Origin of the sequence: Rahnella selenatireducens, from assembly GCF_046449555.1 — a bacterium.
Classification (GTDB): domain Bacteria; phylum Pseudomonadota; class Gammaproteobacteria; order Enterobacterales; family Enterobacteriaceae; genus Rahnella; species Rahnella selenatireducens.
The window spans coordinates 39,219-59,878 of record NZ_JBKEZJ010000004.1; the positions used below are offsets into that span (position 1 = coordinate 39,219).

Below are 20,660 nucleotides of genomic sequence, written 5' to 3' on the forward strand. Positions count from 1 at the left end.
TCCTTTTCAATGGTTTAACGCGTACTCAGTAGTCTTTGGGCGCTTGTGGTTCAGCTGTGGCCACGCCTGCCGGCATTTCTTTGATGACAGATGCTTCCTGGGTGACAAGTACTTCTGGTACTTCAGGTTCCGCCGTTGCAGTTGCCGGTGTACGCAGTGCTTCGGCAAACGGTTCGCCCATACGTGTCACCGTGCCGTTACTCAGTTGTGGCATGAAGCGGATCTGGTTTGCAGCAAACAGATTAATCACGGTTGAGCCCAGTTTGAAACGTCCCATTTCCTGGCCTTTTTCCAGCGCAATCGCGCCTTCTTCGCCAGCGGCTGGGTATGTCCAGCGTTTTATGATGCCTTCGCGCGGCGGCGTGACGCAGCCTGCCCACACGGTTTCGATGCTGCCGACGATGGTCGCGCCGACCAGAATCTGCACCATCGGGCCAAATTCAGTATCAAATACGCAGATGACGCGTTCGTTACGGGCAAACAGGTTCGGGACGTTAGCCGCCGTCAGCGGGTTCACGGAGAACAAATCGCCGGGCACGTAAATCATTTCGCGCAGCACGCCGCCGCACGGCATATGCACGCGGTGGTAGTCGCGCGGTGCCAGATAAATCGTGGCGAACTGGCCTTCTTTGAATTTTTCAGCCAGCAGGTAATTTCCGGCCAGCAACGCTTCGAGGCTGTAGAAATGCCCTTTTGCCTGGAACAGTTTGCCGTCGGTAATCGCGCCTAACTGGCTGACTGCGCCATCGGCAGGCAGGCAAAGCATGTCCAGACCGCTAACCACCGGGCGAGCGCCATCACGCAGCGGACGCACGAAGAATTCATTGAAGGTGGCATACGATTTGAGATCCGGGTTTTGCGCTTCTTTCATGTCCACGCTGTAGAAACGAGCGAAAGCTTTGATGACCCAATGCGTCAGCGTGGCTGCGCGTTTATCTGCGCCCCAGCCTGCCAGACGGGTTAATCCTTGTTTAGGAAGTAAATATTGGAGTTTGATTTTGATACTGTCCAGCACGGGAAAACCTCTTGGATGGTATGAATGACCGGTGTGATCCGGCCATTTTGCAGGAGGCCGTCTTTTGACGGCCCCACAGTGTTTTAAGGTGGGGGATTGTAACGGGGTGAAATCATCGGTTCAACTTCCGTTAACGTCACCCGTTTGCCCTTAACCTTTTAGCTCAATGGCTTAACATTAAAGCGCGTCGAAGTTTTTACGCGTTTTTACGTCTTCCATACTTTCCAGAATGCGGTGGTAGTTGTCGAAACGCTCTTCGGCGATTTCGCCGCGATCGACCGCATCACGGATTGCACAGCCCGGATCGCTGCCGTGTTTGCAGTCGCGGAATTTGCAATAGCCGAGGAAAGGGCGGAATTCGACAAACCCTTGTGTGATTTGCTCTGGTGCAAGATGCCACAGGCCAAATTCACGCACTCCAGGGGAATCGATAACATCACCGCCGTGCTGGAAGTGATAAAGGCGGGCTGCCGTGGTCGTGTGCTGGCCCAGGCCGGAGTTGTCGGAGACTTCATTCACCACGATCTGTTTTTCTTCCGGCGGAAGCAGGGCATTCAGCAAACTGGATTTCCCCACGCCTGACTGACCGGCAAAGATACTGATGCGATCCGTCAGCGCCGTTTCAAACGCCGGCATGCCTTCACCGGTCTGGCTAGAAACTTCAAGCACGCGGTAATTAATCTTGCGATAAATGTCCATCATGCCTTCGACGAATTTACGGCCTTCGTCGTCGAGCAGGTCAATTTTATTGAGCACAATAAGCGGCTCAACTTCTACGGTTTCGCAGGCCACCAGATAGCGGTCGATAATGTTCAGGGACAGCTCTGGCAGGATGGCGGAAACAATGACGATCTGGTCGATGTTGGCGGCGATAGGTTTCACGCCGTCGTAGAAATCAGGACGCGTCAGGACGGACGTGCGCTCATGTACCGCCTCAACGATACCTTTAACGCTGTCGTTTTCGCCTCTGCGCCAGACGACGCGGTCACCGGTGACCAGTGAACGGATGGTACGGCGGATGTTGCAACGGTGCTGGCTGCCGTCGGCCGCTTCAACGTCCGCATGCATTCCGAAACGGCTGATGACGATGCCGTCCTGCGGTTCGCCGTGCAGAGAATCGTCCAGCTCTTTCCGTTTGTCGGTCTGTGTCAGACGACGCTGGTGGTTAGTCTGAACGCGACGTTGTTGCCCTTTAGACAGTTTTGACTTAGTCACTGCGCCTCACTTGACTGGCTTTAATCGCTCGGTGCGACCAAAACGTCTATGATACCAGCTATATCTCTTTCATTGTAATAGGACACATCATGGCTGCAAATGACTCGAATTTGATTTGGATCGACCTGGAGATGACCGGTCTGGATCCTGAGCGCGACCGCATTATTGAGATTGCGACGCTGGTCACCGACGCGCATCTGAACATTCTGGCTGAAGGCCCGGTGATGGCAGTTCATCAGTCTGACGCGCAACTGGCGCTGATGGACGACTGGAATGTTCGCACGCACACCGGCAGTGGTCTGGTCGATCGCGTGAAAGCCAGTCCGTTTGACGATAATGCCGCGCAGCAAAAGACGATTGAGTTCCTGCGCGAGTGGGTGCCAGAAGGCAAATCGCCAATTTGTGGCAATAGCGTCGGGCAGGATCGCCGTTTCCTGTTTAAGTACATGCCGGAGCTTGAGGCGTACTTCCACTACCGTTATCTGGATGTCAGCACCCTGAAAGAACTGGCGCGCCGCTGGAAACCGGAAGTGCTGAGCGGCTTTAAGAAGCAAAACACGCATCAGGCACTGGACGATATTCGCGAATCCGTGGCTGAACTGGCGTATTACCGCGAGCATTTCATCCAGCTTTAAGTTTTTTAAAAATACCTGAAATCTTTTTTACTGCGGTGCGGAGCATGAAATCACCGTGTTTCGTTGCTTAAATCGCCGGTTTGCTGTTTTAATCGACACTTGAACAAAAAAATCGTTTTTTTGCTTTCAGGGGCTTGCGGCTAAAAGGATTTCTCGTATAATGCGCACCCCGTACCGATGAAGAATTTCGTTGAGTGCGCAGAGCGGGAATAGCTCAGTTGGTAGAGCACGACCTTGCCAAGGTCGGGGTCGCGAGTTCGAGTCTCGTTTCCCGCTCCAAATTTTTAAGTGTTTGTTTTAAGTGTTTTAGATTTATCATTTAGATGTAAAACATGCAGTGCCATGCGACGCGGGAATAGCTCAGTTGGTAGAGCACGACCTTGCCAAGGTCGGGGTCGCGAGTTCGAGTCTCGTTTCCCGCTCCAAAAATTTCAAAAGCTGTAAATTTACAGCGGATGCAATCAGCATCTCAATGCGGGAATAGCTCAGTTGGTAGAGCACGACCTTGCCAAGGTCGGGGTCGCGAGTTCGAGTCTCGTTTCCCGCTCCAATTTTCTTCTTCGATTTACTTTCATTTCTCAGCAGCGTTTTCATGCATATTTCGTGCGTGATTTAGACCATCATTACACGGTTTGTAGTAATTTTTTAAACAGACTTATCCACAGGTTTAGCTGTTTTTCTACACTGTCCGTTTTTTGCGCTGCCCATATTGCCAATTATTAATTATTTGATTTTATTAAAAATAAATTTATAGCAAAACGTTATGACGATCACTTGCTCTTTTTTTTGCACTTGATTGGCAAAGCATTTTTATTTTTATGCACAGATAATATGGCTTTTCTAATAATGTGCTTTGCGATTTGCTATGCATCCCTCGGCAGACCTTTTTCAACAGCGCGGATGAGGCGTTTCTGCTGCGAAGTTTGCACTTCAATACGGTGTTCACTCCTTCTTTCGGTTTGTTGCCGGATTGCCCATTCGATATGTTCATCCAGCAGCGGATTTTCGCCTGTACGTGAATTCAGCGCGTCCAGCACCTCTTCCGACCAGGGAGCATTGCCCAGCGCTACAGAAATATTCCGCAGCCAGCGCAAATGACCGATGCGGCGGATAGGGGACCCTTCGGTGATGCGCAGAAACTTCTCTTCCGTCCAGGCAAACAGCGCGATCAGCTCCGGCGAATGCAACGCGGCGCGCGGGCTGAAATCCTCTTCATCCGTCAGTTGTGAATAACGGTTCCACGGACAAATCAGCTGGCAATCGTCACAGCCATAGATGCGATTGCCCATCATGGGCCGAAATTCTTCCGGTATCGCGCCTTCCAGTTCAATGGTCAGGTAAGAAATGCAGCGACGCGCATCGACGGTATAGGGGGCGACAATGGCACCGGTCGGGCAGGTGGTGATGCAGGCCACGCATTTGCCGCACTTTTCTTCCTGTGGCTGATCAACCGGCAACGGCAGATCAATCAGCAGTTCGCCGAGAAAGAACCAGGAACCGGATTCTCGGTTAAGAATAAGTGAGTGCTTGCCAACCCAACCAAGGCCTGATTTCGCCGCAAGAGGGCGCTCCATAACGGGCGCTGAATCGACAAAAGGCCGGAATGTGACAGACTGGTCGGGTTGCTGTTCGGTGCAATGCGCCTGAATCATATCGCCGAGCTTTTTCAGTCGCTGACGCAACACTTTGTGATAATCGCGCCCGAGCGCATACCGGCTGACATAGCCGAGCTGCGGATTATTCAGGGTTTTGGCGAAGGCGGCTTTGGCGGGCAAATAGTTCATGCGCACGCTGATCACCCGCAATGTGCCGGGCAAAAGCTCGTGAGGGCGTGCACGTAACATGCCGTGGCGCGCCATCCATTCCATCTCGCCATGATATTGTTTATCAAGCCAGTCCTGGAGTTTGGGCTCTTCTGCGGATAAGTCTGTATCGCAGATGCCGACCTGCTGGAAGCCTAGCGATTGGCCCCATTGCTTGATATGTTGAGCCAGTTGAACGAGATCGAGAGGGAGTGTCATGACGAACCAACGTGAAAAACGAAACGAGGCGAGTTTACCACATTCCGTGTTTTCTGCTGACTGGCTGAGAAAAGCTGAGCGTCAGGCGGCGCAGGAAACAGGGGTTTCTCTGTTTACCTTGATGCAGCGCGCGGCCAAAGCGGCTTTTTTGCTGGCTCAGTGTCAGTTTCCTGATGCGCGTCACTGGCTGATACTTTGCGGGCACGGCAATAATGGCGGCGATGGATATGAAGTTGCCCGTCTGGCTAAGCTGGCCGGAATTCGGGTGACGCTGCTGGCGGTCGACGGCCACAAACCACTGCCCGATGAAGCAGAATCAGCGCGTCTGGGCTGGGGGCAAGCGGGCGGTGAAATCGGCGCTGCTGATACGCAATGGCCGCAGGGTATTGATCTCATTATCGATGGTTTGCTTGGCACTGGCCTCAAGTCTGCGCCGCGTACGCCTTATGACGGGCTTATCGGAAACATTAACGCGACGCCGGTTCCGGTTCTTTCTTTAGATATCCCGTCTGGTCTGGATGCCCAAACCGGGCAGGCTGTCGGGCAGGCGGTTCACGCCACTCATACGCTGACCTTTATTGCCCTGAAACCCGGCTTACTCACCGGGCAGGCTCGCGATTACGTGGGGAAATTGCATTGCGATCCGCTCGGGCTGCAAAGCTGGCTGGGCGGACATCTTCCGCACTTGCAACGGCTGGACGCAACGCAGCTGGCGCAATGGCTGCATCCGCGTCGCCCCTGTTCGCACAAAGGCGATCACGGGCGTTTACTGATGGTCGGCGGCGATACGGGTTTAGCTGGTGCTATTCGCATGGCGTCCGAAGCCGCGCTGCGTAGCGGTGCAGGTTTGGTGCGAGTACTTACTCACATTGAAAACGTCGGTCCAATGCTGACGGCAAGACCTGAACTGATGGTGCAGGAACTCACGGCAGAATCACTGGAAGAAGGCCTGAAATGGGCAGACGTTCTGGTCATCGGTCCGGGGCTCGGACAAGGCGACTGGGGCAGGCAGGCGGCAGAACGGGCTGAAAAATCGGATAAACCGGCGTTATGGGACGCCGATGCGCTTAACCTGCTGGCAATCAATCCCGGGAAACGGCAAAATCGCGTACTGACACCGCATCCCGGCGAAGCAGCTCGTTTACTCGGGTGCAGTGTGGAGGAGCTTGAGAGTGATCGCTTACTTTCAGCCAGAAAACTCACTGAACGCTACGGCGGTGTGGTCGTCCTGAAAGGCGCAGGCACGCTGATTGCCAGCGAACACGGCGAGCTCGCCGTCGCCGACGTCGGGAATGCCGGAATGGCATCGGGCGGCATGGGCGACGTACTTTCTGGTATTATCGGCGGATTACTGGCTCAAAAACTCGATGTATATGATGCGGCCTGCGCGGGCACAGTGGTTCATGGCGCAGCTGCGGACGAAATCGCCCACCGGCAGGGAACGCGCGGTATGCTGGCGACTGATCTTTTAGCGGTGATTCCCCCGTTAGTTAATCCAGACCTGAAGAAACAGATATCTGAATGAATCAACTTAATATCTCTTTACCCGACGAAGCAGCGACGCTGCAATTAGGTGCTTCCCTGGCGAAAGCCTGCGAAGGCTCTGCGGTTATCCATCTTTATGGTGATCTGGGCGCCGGTAAAACGACCTTTAGCCGGGGTTTTCTTCAGGCATTAGGGCATCAGGGCAACGTGAAAAGCCCGACCTACACGCTGGTTGAGCCTTATCAGCTGGACAATATCGCTGTTTATCATTTTGATTTATATCGCCTTGCGGATCCGGAAGAACTGGAGTTTATGGGGATCCGTGATTATTTTGCGCAGGATTCCATTTGTCTGGTGGAATGGCCGCAGAAAGGTGCAGGTGTTTTACCTGAACCGGATATTGAACTGACTTTGGATTATTCATCGCAGGAGCAGCCACTGGCGCGCACGGCGAAGCTGGTCGCCGTGTCGGAAGCCGGTGTTAAGTTATTACATCGTGTTCAACAGCAAGGATGATCGCGCGATGAACTCACGTTTCACCTCTCTTTTTCATTCAGCGGCGACACTTTTGTCGACGCTGATGCTGTTTGTCGTTTTGATTCCGTCCGCCGCGATGGCGGCCGGTATGAAAAACATCAATGTTTCCAATGGTGCAACGCAGTCGACGGTGACAATTACCTTTGACGGCTCACCCGATTATTCTTTTTTCCCGCTGCATAATCCCGAGCGCGTTGTCATGGATATCCGTCAGGATGGCGTGATGAAAGGGCTTCCGCTGACGTTTAACGGGCAAAATCTGGTGACCCGCGTGCGCGCGAGTACGCCGCCGAATGCGCAAAGTCAGCGTCTTGTTTTTGAACTGAATCAGAAAGTCAGAACCAACGCGACGAAACAAAAAGACGGCAGCCAGTACACCGTAGTGCTGACCATGAATGCGTCGGCGGCTCCGCGTCGTAATATGCCGGTTTCTACGGTAACGAATACGCCGTCGCCAAACGCTGTTTCCACGCCAGTTGCATCGCAAAAATCGAATCCGTTTACGAATGACCAGACAAAAGTTGTCGCGACTGCCGTCGCACCGGACAACTCACGTTCTTCCACTGTTTCCACCAGCGACAGTAAAATTATTGTCGCGATCGACGCCGGTCACGGCGGGCAGGATCCGGGCGCTATTGGCGGCGGCGGCCTGAAAGAAAAAAATGTCACTATCGCCATTGCCCGTAAGCTTCAGACATTGCTCAACGCCGACCCGATGTTCAAACCGGTGCTGACCCGCGACGGCGACTATTTCATTTCCGTCATGGGACGTTCTGACGTGGCGCGTAAGAAAAATGCCAACGTTCTGGTCTCTATACATGCCGATGCGGCGCCAAGCCGCAGTGCGCGCGGGGCGTCGGTGTGGGTTCTGTCCAACCGTCGCGCGAACAGCGAAATGGGTAACTGGCTGGAGCAGCATGAGAAACAATCAGAATTGCTCGGCGGTGCAGGCGATGTGCTGGCGAATACCGCGTCTGACCCTTACCTGAGCCAGGCGGTTCTGGATTTGCAGTTCGGCCATTCACAACGCGTGGGTTATGACGTGGCGACCCGCGTTTTACGGGAACTTCGCTCGGTCGGCTCGCTGCACAAAGCCAAACCGGAACACGCCAGTTTAGGCGTGCTCCGTTCTCCGGATATCCCCTCTCTGCTGGTAGAAACCGGCTTCATCAGTAACTCAACCGAGGAGCGGCTGCTGGGCAGCAGCGCGTACCAGGATAAAATTGCACGAGCCATTCATATTGGCCTGCGTAATTATTTCCAGTCGCATCCGATACAAAACGGCCCAAAGGTCGAAAACCGTCCGCTGCTGGCATCAGCATCGGCGGCAAGTGATAGCGCAACGGCGGGTGCATCAGCCAGTTCTTCCGTCAGTCAGCCCGGTCCGATTGAAGCTACTGCGGCTTCCGGTGGGGCAACACAAATCCACAAAGTCACACGTGGTGAGACGCTTACCGGCATTGCCAGCAGTTACGGAACGACCAATGCTGCGCTGCGTGATCTCAATAAATTGAAAAAAGATGGCGTCTGGGTCGGACAGAGATTGAAAGTACCGGCCGGCACCCGCACTTCTACAGCATCATCTTCATCGCGCGCTTCTGCCACGACGGCCAAAGCAACGAAGAAACCGGCGAAACATACGGTGAAACGCGGTGATACGCTTTCCGCGATAGCGAGCAAATACGGTGTCAGCATGAGTGACATCAAAACGGCGAATCACATGAAGTCTGGCGAGGTGCAGCTCGGCCAAACCTTAACGATTCCACAGTCATAACGGCGGTTTACAACCGCCAGCCACAGGAGCCGATATGCCGATCAAGGTATTGCCGCCGCAGCTTGCTAATCAGATAGCGGCCGGTGAAGTTGTCGAAAGACCGGCTTCCGTGGTGAAAGAACTGGTGGAAAACAGTCTGGACGCGGGTGCGACGCGCATCGATATTGATATCGATCGTGGCGGCGCCAAGCTCATTCGTATTCGTGATAACGGCTGCGGGATTGGTAAAGACGATCTGGCTCTTGCGCTGGCACGTCACGCCACCAGCAAAATTACCTGCCTCGACGATCTGGAGGCCATTCTTAGTCTCGGTTTTCGCGGCGAGGCGCTGGCCAGCATCAGCTCTGTGTCGCGTCTTATTCTGACGTCACGCACCGCAGAACAGCAGGAAGCCTGGCAGGCGTACGCCGAAGGCCGCGACATGGCGGTGACCGTCAAACCCGCTGCGCACCCGCAAGGTTCGACCGTTGAAGTTCTGGATCTGTTTTACAACACGCCAGCACGGCGCAAATTTATGCGCACCGAAAAGACCGAATTTACTCATATTGATGAAGTCGTCCGCCGTATTGCGCTGGCGCGTTTTGACGTTTCCGTTAATCTCAGCCACAACGGCAAACTGATCCGGCAATATCGCGCCGTGAAAGATCCGTCGCAATCTTCCCGCCGTCTGGCCAGCATTTGCAGCCCGACGTTCGTTGAACATGCGTTGGAAGTCGAGTGGAGTCACGGTGATCTGGCGATCCACGGCTGGGTTGCGGATCCGGCGGGTTCGCGCAGCCTGACGGACATGCAGTATTGCTATGTGAACAACCGCATGATGAAAGATCGTCTGATTAATCATGCGATCCGCCAGGCGTATCAGGATCAGTTAAAAGACGATCAGCAGCCCGCATATGTGTTGTATCTGGATGTCGATCCGCATCAGGTGGATGTCAACGTGCATCCGGCGAAACACGAAGTGCGTTTCCACCAGTCGCGGCTGGTGCATGATTTCATTTATCAGGCCGTGATGTCTGTTTTGCAACAGGCGGGCAATCCGGGGCTTGAAGAACCGCAGTTGCAGGAAGAGGCGCCGCGCTGGCAGCCGGAAAACCGGCAGGCGGCGGGGGGAAATCACTTCTCACAGCCCGCAGATAAAAAACCGGCTCAGCCCGCCCGGGAAAATGTGTTTCCAGAAACCGCCCGAAGCAGCGCGCCGCGCGAACCAGCATTTCGGAGTCCTGAACCGGCTTACAACCGCGGTGAAGCGAAACCCTATCAGCAGCTTTTACAGCCTGCCGCCGGGGATTTCTCTTTGCAGGAACCGGCTCCGGCGGTGGCACAGGCCGCTAAGCCTGCGCCATCCGCCGCCCGTACACTGGCTGAACCGGCACTTGAAGCGCACAGCCAGAGTTTCGGGCGCGTACTGACGGTCTGTTCGGCGGAATATGCGTTGCTGGAACGCGGAAAGCAACTGGTGCTTTTATCGCTGCCGGTGGCCGATCGCTGGCTGAAGTGGGCGCAGCTAACGCCGCCGGAAGAAGGGCTTCGTCCGCAGCCTTTACTGATCCCGTTGAAACTGACGGTGAGTAAAGAAGAAGCCGCGGTGCTGGCGAAACACGCCTTGTTATTACAGCATTTTGGTTTAGAAATGCTCAGCGAGTCACAGCATGTGACGGTTCGCGCGGTACCTTTACCATTACGCCAACAAAATTTACAAAAGTTGATACCCGATCTGTTAGGTTACCTTGCTGTTCAGCAGGAGGTGACTTCTGATGCGGTAGCTATGTGGTTTGCCCGCCACTGTGGCTGCGAGCACGAGGTCTGGTCGGTTTCACAAGCCATACAATTACTCACGGACGTTGAGCGACTTTGCCCACATTTGGTTAAATCGCCTCCTTCCGGACTTCTGCAACCTCTTGATTTACAGTCCGCGCTGGCGGCTTTTAAGCATGACTGATTCTGAAAAACACTCCGCTCCCCCGGCGATCTTTATTATGGGGCCGACCGCATCCGGTAAAACGGCACTGGCGATGTCGCTGATGAAGCATCTTCCCGTTGAGTTAATCAGTGTGGATTCCGCACTGATCTACCGTGGAATGGATATCGGCACCGCGAAACCGACGGCGGAAGAACTGGCGCAAGCACCACATCGTCTGATTGATATTCTTGACCCGACCCGCGCTTATTCTGCTGCTGACTTTCGTGCTGATGCTTTACGCGAAATGGCAGAAATAACCTCACGCAATAAGATCCCGTTATTGGTGGGTGGGACTATGCTTTATTTCAAGGCGTTGCTTGAAGGGCTTTCCCCCTTACCGCCTGCCGATCCTGCCGTGCGTGAACGCATTGAAAAACAGGCCGCAGAGCAGGGTTGGGAAGCGCTTCATGGCAAGTTGAGCGAGATTGATCCTGTCGCGGCTATGCGAATTCATCCGAATGATCCGCAGAGACTGTCCAGAGCACTGGAAGTTTTTTATATTTCGGGTAAAACTTTAACGGAACTGACTAAAATTTCGGGTGAAACGTTGCCTTATCACGTTCATCAGTTTGCGATTGCCCCGACCCGCCGTGAAACATTACATGCGCGTATCGAGGAACGTTTTAGTCAGATGTTGTCCAATGGTTTTGAAGACGAAGTCAGAACGCTGATAGCTCGGGGCGATTTGCATACGGATTTGCCTTCCATTCGTTGCGTCGGATACCGCCAGATGTGGTCATATTTGTCCGGTGAATTCGATTACGATGAAATGGTTTTTCGTGGTGTTTGCGCGACACGACAGCTGGCCAAGCGTCAGATGACCTGGTTACGAGGTTGGGAGGATGTCCAATGGCTTGATTCTGAGAAGCCACAAGAGGCCTTAAACCGTGTAATTCAGGTTGTTAGTGCATAGGTTGGGTGATTGTGTACAATTGATGAGTACTCAGCGCGCAAATTTTTTATGTGATTTATTTTCGAGCCGATAGGCTCAAAGTTACAAACAACAAACTAATAAGGAAAAGATAGAATGGCTAAGGGGCAATCTTTGCAAGATCCGTTCCTGAACGCATTGCGTCGTGAACGTGTTCCGGTTTCTATTTACTTGGTGAATGGTATTAAGCTGCAAGGCCAGATTGAGTCTTTTGACCAGTTTGTCATTCTGTTAAAAAATACGGTAAGCCAGATGGTGTATAAACACGCTATCTCCACCGTAGTGCCTTCCCGCCCGGTGTCACATCATAGCAATAATCCAGGTACGGGCAGCACCAGCAGCAATTATCACCATGGTAGCACTCCGTCTGCGCAGCAGCCGCAGCAGGAAAACGATGACGCTGAATAAAGCGCAACGTTGGTCAACCACGAAGGGGTTCATAAGTATTCCGATTATGCTTATGCACCCCCGGCTGGCGAATTTTTCCCAAATGAGAGGTCGCAAGCTTGTTTGACCGTTATGAAGCCGGTGAGCAGGCCGTACTGGTTCATATCTATTTCTCGCAAGACAAAGACACGGAAGACCTGAGCGAATTTGAATCGCTGGTATCTTCTGCAGGTGTAGAGGCGTTGCAAGTCGTCACCGGGAGCCGCAAGGCACCGCACCCTAAATACTTTGTCGGTGAAGGAAAGGCCCAAGAAATCGCAGATGCCGTCAAAGCAACGGGCGCTTCTGTCATCCTGTTCGATCACGCTTTGTCCCCCGGCCAGGAACGAAACCTGGAAGCCTTATGCGAATGTCGCGTTGTCGACCGCACCGGTTTGATTTTAGATATTTTTGCCCAGCGGGCACGAACTCACGAAGGTAAGTTACAAGTAGAACTGGCGCAATTACGCCACATTGCTACCCGACTGGTTCGCGGCTGGACACACCTTGAGCGTCAGGGCGGCGGTATTGGTGCGCGTGGCCCGGGTGAAACCCAGCTCGAAACGGACCGCCGTTTACTGCGGGACCGGATTACATTAATTCTCAGCCGTCTTGAAAAAGTGGCTAAGCAGCGCGAAACAGGTCGTCGTTCGCGCGTCCGTGCGGATGTTCCGACGGTGTCTTTGGTGGGGTATACCAACGCCGGAAAATCTACACTCTTTAACCGTATCACTCAGGCCGATGTTTACGTGGCCAATCAGTTGTTTGCTACGCTGGATCCTACGCTGCGCCGTATTATGGTGGCAGATGTCGGGGAAACGGTTTTGGCGGACACCGTAGGGTTTATTCGTCACCTGCCCCATGATTTAGTTGCCGCCTTTAAGGCAACGTTGCAGGAAACCCGACAGGCATCTCTGTTAATACATGTGATTGATGCAGCGGACATCCGGGTTCAAGAAAACATTGACGCGGTGAATACGGTGCTGGCAGAGATTGAAGCAGATGAAATTCCTGCGCTGTTAGTGATGAACAAAATAGATATGCTGGATGATTTTGTCCCGCGTATCGACCGCAACGAGGAGAATTTACCGGTCAGGGTCTGGCTCTCAGCCGTGACAGGTGAAGGTATTCCGTTGCTCTTTCAGGCGTTAACGGAGCGGTTATCTGGCGAAATTGCGCAGCATGAATTGTGCCTGCCGCCGGAAGCAGGCCGCCTTCGTAGCCGTTTTTACCAGCTTCAGGCCATTGAAAAAGAATGGATTGAAGAGGATGGCAGTATTGGTCTGATGGTGCGAATGCCCATTGTTGACTGGAGCCGCCTCTGCAAACAAGAGCAGGAACTGGCCAGCTATGTCCGCAACCAGAGCCTGTCTGATTTGGCCTGAAGAACACCAATCATAGAATAATGGAGCTATAACATGGCGTGGAATCAGCCCGGTAATAACGGACAGGACCGCGACCCCTGGGGCAGCAGCAATAATAATAGCGGCAACTCTGGTGGAAATTCTGGTGGTAATAATGACAACAAAGGCGGCCGCAATCAGGGGCCTCCTGACCTGGATGATATCTTCCGTAAACTTAGCAAGAAGCTGGGTGGATTCGGCGGAAAAGGTTCAGGCAGCAACAATAATAACAATGGCGCGCCAACCGGTTCTGGTCATGGAATGAGTGGCACCCGGATAGCGGGCATCGCGGTTGCCGCGGTGGTTGTGATTTGGGCGGCGACGGGCTTTTATACCATTAAAGAAGCAGAGCGTGGCGTGGTGACTCGTTTTGGTAAGTTCAGCCATCTGGTTGAGCCGGGCCTGAACTGGAAGCCGACCTTCATCGATCAGGTACGCGCAGTGAACGTCGAAGCTGTACGTGAACTGGCGGCGTCTGGTGTGATGCTGACGTCTGACGAGAACGTGGTACGCGTTGAAATGAACGTGCAGTATCGCGTGACCGATCCGGCAGCCTACCTGTTCAGTGTCGCCAACCCTGACGACAGCCTGAGCCAGGCGACGGACAGTGCTTTGCGTGGTGTTATCGGCAAATACACGATGGACAAAATCCTGACTGAAGGCCGTACGACCGTGCGTAGTGACACCCAGCGTGTACTGGAGGAAACCATTCGTCCGTACAAAATGGGTATCACCATTCAGGACGTCAACTTCCAGACCGCGCGTCCGCCGGAAGAAGTGAAAGCTTCCTTCGATAACGCGATTGCTGCCCGTGAAAGAGAGCAACAGTCTATTCGTGAAGCAGAAGCTTACGCGAACCAGATCCAGCCTCTGGCAAACGGTGAAGCACAACGCTTACTGGAAGACGCGAAAGCGTATAAAGACCGTACCGTTCTGGAAGCGCAGGGTGAAGTGGCCCGGTTCTCCAAGCTGTTACCTGAATATAAAGCGGCACCGGAAATTACCCGTGAGCGTCTTTATATCGAAACCATGGAAAAAGTCCTCAGTCACACCCGCAAAGTTCTGGTGAGTGATAAAGGAAATAACCTGATGGTATTGCCACTGGATCAGATGTTGCGCGGAAATAATGCCGCAGCGAACGACGCCAGCAAAAATGATGAAGCAGGTTTGCTACCTTCTGTACCGGGTTTAACCAGCAGTAATGGCAAAAGCAGTGCCGATAACAGCAGTTCCCGTTCGTCTGGCAGTGTCATGGACCAGCGCCGTGCTAATGCACAGCGTGACGATACACTTCGCGTAGGGAGAGAATAACAATGCGTAAGTCATTTTTACTTATCGTCGTTGTGGTGCTGATGGCGCTTTATGCTTCACTGTTTGTGGTTCAGGAAGGTCAGCGCGGAATCGTACTGCGCTTTGGCAAAGTTCTGCGCGACAGCGATAACAAGCCTTTAGTGTATGCGCCGGGTCTGCATTTCAAGGTTCCTTTCGTGGAATCCATCAAAATGCTCGACGCGCGTATCCAGACTATGGATAACCAGGCCGACCGTTTCGTGACGAGCGAGAAGAAAGACCTGATCGTCGATTCTTACCTGAAATGGCGTATCAGTGATTTTAGCCGCTACTATCTGGCCACGGGCGGCGGTGACGTCTCTCAGGCTGAGATTCTGCTGAAACGTAAATTCAGTGACCGTCTGCGTTCTGAAATTGGTCGTCTGGACGTGAAAGACATCGTGACCGATTCCCGTGGCCGTCTGACATTGGACGTACGTGATGCGCTTAACACTGGTAGCGTAGGTGATGAGCCGGAAGCGACGACCGAAGCGGATGATGCCATCGCATCTGCGGCTAAACGTGTTGAGCAGGAAACCAAAGGCAAACAGCCTGCGGTGAACCCGAACAGCATGGCCGCGCTCGGTATTGAAGTGGTTGACGTTCGTCTGAAACAAATCAACTTGCCTGAAGAAGTGTCCAGCGCGATTTACGATCGTATGCGCGCTGAGCGTAATGCGGTGGCATTGCGTCACATTTCTCAGGGTAAAGAAGAGGCGACTAAAATTCAGGCCGCAGCGGATTACGAAAGAACCCGTACTGTTGCTGAAGCAGAACGTACCGCCCGTATTACGCGTGGTGAAGGCGATGCAGAAGCCGCGAAACTGTTTGCTGATGCATTCAGCCAGGATCCTGACTTCTACGCATTCATCCGAAGCTTGCGTGCTTACGAGGCCAGCTTCAAAAGCGGGAACGACGTTATGGTGTTAAGCCCTGACAGCGACTTCTTCCGCTTCATGAAGTCACCTGACCAGCTAAAAAATAAATAATTGCGGATGCAATTTCCAAAAGGCCCTTCGTGGGCCTTTTGTCATTTCTGAAACTCCTTTTCCTGCTGAAGGGAATTACTGAGACACATTCAACATGAACTCGACAATCTGGCTGGCGCTGGCCTTAGTTTTGGTTCTGGAAGGCCTCGGGCCGATGCTTTATCCAAAATCGTGGAGAAAAATGATCCTTACATTGGTGAATCTTCCGGACTCCGTTTTACGTCGTTTTGGCGGGGGTCTTGTGGTTGCAGGCTTCGTAATTTACTACATGTTGCGTGGTCGTTTGGGTGGTTGAGGTTTTGTTACGTTCAGCGTGTCACGTCCTGTTGAGACCGGTAGCACGCAATTAAAATTTTTCCCGCAAACGTGTGCTAAAAGTACTGGAAAGCACAGAATGAGATGTTAGAATCCTTTTTTAAGCAACCTGGTGATTCTTGAGATGGGTAAGAACGTCGTCGTACTCGGCACACAATGGGGTGATGAAGGGAAAGGCAAGGTCGTAGACCTGCTTACTGAACGGGCTAAATATGTTGTGCGCTATCAGGGCGGTCACAACGCCGGTCACACTCTGGTTATCAACGGTGAAAAAACCGTTCTTCATTTAATTCCGTCTGGCATTCTGCGTGAGAACGTGATCAGCATCATCGGCAACGGTGTTGTTCTGGCACCTGACGCGTTAATGAAAGAAATGGGCGAACTTGAAGCTCGTGGCATCCCTGTACGCGAACGTCTGTTACTGTCTGAAGCTTGCCCGCTGATCCTGCCTTACCATGTCGCACTGGACATGGCGCGCGAAAAAGCGCGTGGCGATAAAGCCATCGGCACCACCGGTCGTGGCATCGGCCCGGCTTATGAAGATAAAGTTGCTCGTCGCGGTCTGCGCGTTGGCGATCTCTTCAACAAAGAAACTTTCGCTATTAAGCTGAAAGAAATCATCGATTATCATAACTTCCAGCTGGTCAACTACTACAAAGTCGAAGCCGTTGATTTCCAGAAAACGTTGGATGATGTCATGGCTATCGCCGACATCCTGACGGCTATGGTTGTTGACGTGTCTGAGCTGCTGGATGGCGCGCGTAAGCGTGGCGATCTGATCATGTTCGAAGGCGCGCAAGGTACGCTTCTGGACATCGACCACGGGACTTATCCGTACGTAACGTCTTCCAACACCACCGCTGGCGGCGTCGCTACCGGTTCGGGTATTGGTCCACGTTATGTTGATTACGTTCTGGGTATCGTAAAAGCCTATTCTACCCGTGTAGGTGCAGGTCCATTCCCGACTGAACTGTTTGACGAAACCGGCGAATTCCTGCGTAAGCAAGGTAACGAATTTGGTGCGACCACCGGTCGTAGCCGTCGTTGCGGCTGGCTGGATATCGTTGCCGTACGTCGTTCTGTGCAGATCAACTCCCTGTCTGGTTTCTGCCTGACCAAACTGGACGTGCTGGACGGTCTGAAAGAAGTTAAACTGTGTGTAGGCTACCGCATGCCTGATGGCCGCGAAATGACGACCACCCCGCTGGCAGCAGAAGGCTGGGAAGGTATCGAGCCAATCTACGAAATCATGCCAGGCTGGAGCGAAACCACCTTTGGCGTGAAAGAAGTCGAAAATCTGCCACAAGCAGCACTGAACTACATCAAACGTATCGAAGAGCTGACTGAAGTTCCTGTTGATATCATTTCGACTGGCCCGGATCGTAGCGAAACCATGATCTTGCGCGACCCGTTTGACGCATAACAGCCTGAGCTGATTGCGTAAAAACGTTATAACCGGGCAAATTTGCCCGGTTTATTTTTTTCTGACCGTCCACGCTTGTTTACTTCCCGCGAAGCATCCACTATCTAAATGATTAGCTGCAAAGTTCGCGGCTGGTTTATCATCAAAGTGTCATAATAAACAATCATCTTCACCCTGTTGTCATTGCTGACGTGGAAAGACCGGGTAAACAACTACCCAGAGGTATGTGTGCAGTTAACGAGTTTTACTGATTATGGTTTGAGAGCGTTGATTTATATGGCATCCCTGCCAGGCGATCAGATGACCAACATTTCGCAGGTCACCGAAGTTTATGGTGTATCGCGCAACCACATGGTGAAAATCATTAATCAGTTGAGCCGTGCAGGCCTGGTCACCGCTGTCCGTGGGAAAAACGGGGGCATTAAACTGGGGAAACCCGCGGAGACAATCCGCATTGGCGATGTGGTTCGCGAACTCGAGCCGCTTTCACTGGTTAATTGTGACAGTGATTTTTGCCATATCACGCCCGCTTGCCGGCTAAAACAAGTCCTGCACACTGCTGTAGAACATTTTCTTGATGAGCTGAATCAGTACACTCTGGCCGATATGGTCAAAGATAACTCAACGCTCTACAAATTATTGCTTGTTGAATGAAAGACTTTCAACAAACTGCTGATGACAACGGAGGAACCGCTATGTCACAAGATCCATTCCTGGAACGAGAAGCAGAAAAATACGAATCACCTATTCCCAGCCGTGAATTTATTCTTGAACATCTCGCCAAACGTGAAACGCCCGCCAGCCGGGAAGAGATTGGGAATGAGCTGAATCTTTCCGGAGAAGAAGCACTGGAAGCCCTGCGCCGTCGTCTTCGCGCGATGGAGCGTGACGGACAACTGGTCTTCACCCGTCGCCAGTGCTACGCGCTGCCGGAGCGTCTGGACTTACTGAAAGGGACTGTCATTGGCCATCGTGATGGCTATGGTTTCCTGCGCCTTGAAGGCGTTAAGAAAGACGACGTATACCTTTCTGCTGAACAAATGAAAATGTGCATCCACGGCGACGTGGTGCTTGCACAACCGGTCGGCACCGATCGTAAAGGCCGCCGTGAAGCGCGTATCGTGCGCGTTTTGGTGCCGAAAACCAGCCAGATTGTCGGTCGTTACTTTACCGATGCGGGCGCGGGTTTTGTCGTACCTGACGACAGCCGCCTGAGCTTCGATATTCTAATCCCGGCCGATGCTATCAACGGCGCGCGCATGGGTTACATGGTCGTGGTGGAACTGACACAACGTCCGACCCGCCGCACGAAAGCCGTCGGTAAAATCGTGGAAGTGCTGGGCGATAAAATGGGCACCAGCATGGCGGTGGATATCGCGCTGCGTACTCACGAAATCCCGCACGTCTGGCCGCCACAGGTTCTGAAACAGGTCGAAGACCTGAGTGAGCAGGTGCCGGAAGAAGCCAAAAAAGGCCGCGTCGATTTACGCAGCCTGCCGTTAGTCACTATCGATGGTGAAGACGCCCGTGACTTTGATGACGCCGTATACTGCGAGAAAAAACGCGGTGGCGGCTGGCGCTTATGGGTAGCTATCGCTGACGTGAGTTATTACGTTCGCCACGGCACGGCGCTGGACGACGAAGCACGCAGCCGCGCGACATCTGTTTACTTCCCGTCGCAGGTTGTCCCGATGCTGCCGGAAGTCTTGTCGAACGGCCTGTGCTCCCTGAACCCGCAGGTTGACCGCCTGTGTATGGTCTGTGAGATGACAATCTCGGCGCAGGGTAAGCTGACCAGCTCTAAATTCTACGAAGCGGTGATGAGTTCTCACGCGCGTCTTACGTACAACAAAGTCTGGCGCATCATCGAAGGCGATCCTGAGCTGCGCGAGCAGTACAGCCCGCTGGTTAAACATCTGCTTGAACTGCACACCATGTACAAAGTGCTGGATCAGGCACGTGCAGAACGCGGTGGCATTGCCTTTGAAACGGAAGAAGCGAAATTCATCTTCAACGCCGAGCGCCGTATCGAACGTGTCGAACCGACCGTCCGTAACGACGCGCACAAACTGATTGAAGAGTGCATGATCCTCGCGAATATCGCGGCGGCGCGTTTTGTTGAAAAACATAACGAACCGGCGTTGTTCCGTGTTCATGACCGTCCAAGCGACGACCATATCTCCGCGCTGCGAAGCGTGCTGGGTGAACTGGGTCTGGTCATGGGCGGCGGTCTGAAACCTGAGCCGAAAGATTATGCTCAGATTATGGATGAACTGGCGGATCGTCCTGACCGCGAAATGCTGCAAACGATGTTGCTGCGTTCGATGAAGCAGGCGATTTATGACCCGGAAAACCGCGGTCACTTTGGTCTGGCGTTGCAGTCCTACGGGCACTTTACGTCCCCAATCCGCCGTTATCCGGATCTGGCCTTGCACCGCGCCATCAAATATCTGCTGGCAAAAGAGCACGGCACTCTGAAAGACCGCTGGACGCCAACCGGCGGCTGGCACAGCGACTACGAAGACATGTTGCAGCTTGGCGAGCATTGTTCCATGGCAGAACGCCGTGCGGATGAAGCCACACGTAACGTGGCTGACTGGCTGAAATGTGACTTCATGCAAGATCACGTCGGCGAGGTCTTCACCGGCATTATCGCCAGCGTCACCGGCTTCGGTTTCTTCGTGCGCCTGAACGATTTGTTCATCGACGGTCTGGTGCATGTGTCCTCGCTGGACAACGATTACTACCGTTACGACAACATCGGGCAGCGCCTGGTGGGCGAATCTTCCGGCGCGGTTTATCGCCTGGGCGATACGGTAGAAATCCGCGTTGAAGCCGTACATATGGATGAGCGCAAAATCGATTTCGCACTGGTTTCCAGCACCCGTAAAGCACGCGGTGAAGGTAAAACAGCCCGCGATCGCGCTAAAAAAGGCGGCGAACGTTCGATGCGCTCTACTGCGCCTGCAAATGCAGGGCGTCGACGTACCGGCAAGAAAAACGTGAACTTCGAGCCGGACAGCGCATTCCGTAAAGACGACGCGAAACCTGCTAAGCCGAAGAAAGAAAAGGTCGTTGGTGCAGTCGGCAAAGACGGCAAACCGAAGAAAGCCAAAAAGCCTTCTGATAAAACGGCGAAAATCGCAGCGGCCACCAAAGCCAAGCGTGCGAAGAAAAAGTCGACTGACAGCTAATCCTTCCC

Annotated in this window: 17 protein-coding genes and 3 tRNA genes; 17 read left to right on the plus strand and 3 right to left on the minus strand. The window is 53.2% G+C overall.

What is annotated here, in order from left to right; translation table 11 throughout:
* Window positions 1-25: 25 nt before the first annotated feature.
* Both asd and rsgA read right to left on the minus strand, forming a co-directional pair.
* Window positions 26-1,015: an archaetidylserine decarboxylase gene (gene asd / locus ACLBVC_RS07965; RefSeq protein WP_410149175.1), complete on the minus strand. Its 990-nt coding sequence runs from the start codon at window positions 1,013-1,015 to the stop codon at window positions 26-28.
* Window positions 1,016-1,192: 177 nt separating this feature from the next.
* Complete coding sequence (rsgA, locus tag ACLBVC_RS07970; protein ID WP_410149176.1) at window positions 1,193-2,230, minus strand: small ribosomal subunit biogenesis GTPase RsgA; 1,038 nt, start codon at window positions 2,228-2,230, stop codon at window positions 1,193-1,195.
* Window positions 2,231-2,319: 89 nt separating this feature from the next.
* Here rsgA and orn point away from each other — a divergent pair, with 89 nt between their 5' ends.
* The 4 genes from orn to ACLBVC_RS07990 all read left to right on the plus strand — a co-directional run bounded on the left by orn (window position 2,320) and on the right by ACLBVC_RS07990 (window position 3,415).
* Window positions 2,320-2,865, plus strand: a complete 546-nt coding sequence (gene orn / locus ACLBVC_RS07975) for an oligoribonuclease (RefSeq protein ID WP_410149177.1) — start codon at window positions 2,320-2,322, stop codon at window positions 2,863-2,865.
* Between the two features lie 203 nt (window positions 2,866-3,068).
* Window positions 3,069-3,144 (plus strand) — tRNA-Gly (locus tag ACLBVC_RS07980).
* 70 nt (window positions 3,145-3,214) lie between these two features.
* Window positions 3,215-3,290, plus strand: a tRNA-Gly gene (locus ACLBVC_RS07985).
* A gap of 49 nt (window positions 3,291-3,339) precedes the next feature.
* A tRNA-Gly gene (locus ACLBVC_RS07990) sits at window positions 3,340-3,415 on the plus strand.
* A 313-nt stretch (window positions 3,416-3,728) separates the two neighbouring features.
* On the opposite strand, the gene queG is transcribed toward ACLBVC_RS07990, so the two are convergent.
* Window positions 3,729-4,886 carry a tRNA epoxyqueuosine(34) reductase QueG gene (gene queG / locus ACLBVC_RS07995; protein ID WP_410149178.1) on the minus strand — a complete coding sequence of 386 codons (1,158 nt, stop codon included), beginning with the start codon at window positions 4,884-4,886 and terminating at the stop codon, window positions 3,729-3,731.
* Here queG and nnr point away from each other — a divergent pair.
* The 13 genes from nnr to rnr all read left to right on the plus strand — a co-directional run bounded on the left by nnr (window position 4,885) and on the right by rnr (window position 20,652).
* The gene (nnr, locus tag ACLBVC_RS08000; protein WP_410149179.1) at window positions 4,885-6,411 is read left to right on the plus strand and encodes a bifunctional ADP-dependent NAD(P)H-hydrate dehydratase/NAD(P)H-hydrate epimerase; all 1,527 of its coding nucleotides are present in this window, start codon (window positions 4,885-4,887) and stop codon (window positions 6,409-6,411) included. The genes queG and nnr overlap by 2 nt on opposite strands.
* Window positions 6,408-6,887 (plus strand): tRNA (adenosine(37)-N6)-threonylcarbamoyltransferase complex ATPase subunit type 1 TsaE, encoded by a 480-nt coding sequence (gene tsaE, locus ACLBVC_RS08005; RefSeq protein ID WP_410149180.1) that lies wholly within the window; start codon window positions 6,408-6,410, stop codon window positions 6,885-6,887. The genes nnr and tsaE overlap by 4 nt, the downstream gene beginning before the upstream one ends.
* Before the next feature lie 7 nt (window positions 6,888-6,894).
* Window positions 6,895-8,682, plus strand: a complete 1,788-nt coding sequence (amiB, locus tag ACLBVC_RS08010) for an N-acetylmuramoyl-L-alanine amidase AmiB (protein WP_410149181.1) — start codon at window positions 6,895-6,897, stop codon at window positions 8,680-8,682.
* Between the two features lie 34 nt (window positions 8,683-8,716).
* Window positions 8,717-10,621 carry a DNA mismatch repair endonuclease MutL gene (mutL, locus tag ACLBVC_RS08015; RefSeq protein ID WP_410149182.1) on the plus strand — a complete coding sequence of 635 codons (1,905 nt, stop codon included), beginning with the start codon at window positions 8,717-8,719 and terminating at the stop codon, window positions 10,619-10,621.
* Window positions 10,614-11,555, plus strand: a complete 942-nt coding sequence (miaA, locus tag ACLBVC_RS08020) for a tRNA (adenosine(37)-N6)-dimethylallyltransferase MiaA (protein ID WP_410149183.1) — start codon at window positions 10,614-10,616, stop codon at window positions 11,553-11,555. The genes mutL and miaA overlap by 8 nt, the downstream gene beginning before the upstream one ends.
* A gap of 114 nt (window positions 11,556-11,669) precedes the next feature.
* Complete coding sequence (gene hfq / locus ACLBVC_RS08025) at window positions 11,670-11,981, plus strand: RNA chaperone Hfq (protein ID WP_104923534.1); 312 nt, start codon at window positions 11,670-11,672, stop codon at window positions 11,979-11,981.
* A gap of 98 nt (window positions 11,982-12,079) precedes the next feature.
* Window positions 12,080-13,384 carry a ribosome rescue GTPase HflX gene (hflX, locus tag ACLBVC_RS08030; protein WP_410149184.1) on the plus strand — a complete coding sequence of 435 codons (1,305 nt, stop codon included), beginning with the start codon at window positions 12,080-12,082 and terminating at the stop codon, window positions 13,382-13,384.
* Window positions 13,385-13,417: 33 nt separating this feature from the next.
* Window positions 13,418-14,713, plus strand: coding sequence for an FtsH protease activity modulator HflK (gene hflK / locus ACLBVC_RS08035; protein WP_410149185.1), 1,296 nt, complete (start codon window positions 13,418-13,420; stop codon window positions 14,711-14,713).
* A gap of 2 nt (window positions 14,714-14,715) precedes the next feature.
* Window positions 14,716-15,720 carry a protease modulator HflC gene (hflC, locus tag ACLBVC_RS08040; RefSeq protein WP_410149186.1) on the plus strand — a complete coding sequence of 335 codons (1,005 nt, stop codon included), beginning with the start codon at window positions 14,716-14,718 and terminating at the stop codon, window positions 15,718-15,720.
* A gap of 94 nt (window positions 15,721-15,814) precedes the next feature.
* Entirely contained in the window at window positions 15,815-16,015 is a 201-nt protein-coding gene (locus ACLBVC_RS08045) for a DUF2065 domain-containing protein (protein WP_410149187.1), read from the plus strand.
* 144 nt (window positions 16,016-16,159) lie between these two features.
* Entirely contained in the window at window positions 16,160-17,458 is a 1,299-nt protein-coding gene (locus tag ACLBVC_RS08050) for an adenylosuccinate synthase (RefSeq protein ID WP_101078282.1), read from the plus strand.
* 228 nt (window positions 17,459-17,686) lie between these two features.
* Entirely contained in the window at window positions 17,687-18,112 is a 426-nt protein-coding gene (gene nsrR / locus ACLBVC_RS08055; RefSeq protein ID WP_165058831.1) for a nitric oxide-sensing transcriptional repressor NsrR, read from the plus strand.
* A gap of 41 nt (window positions 18,113-18,153) precedes the next feature.
* Window positions 18,154-20,652: a ribonuclease R gene (rnr, locus tag ACLBVC_RS08060; protein ID WP_218522147.1), complete on the plus strand. Its 2,499-nt coding sequence runs from the start codon at window positions 18,154-18,156 to the stop codon at window positions 20,650-20,652.
* Window positions 20,653-20,660: the final 8 nt, after the last annotated feature.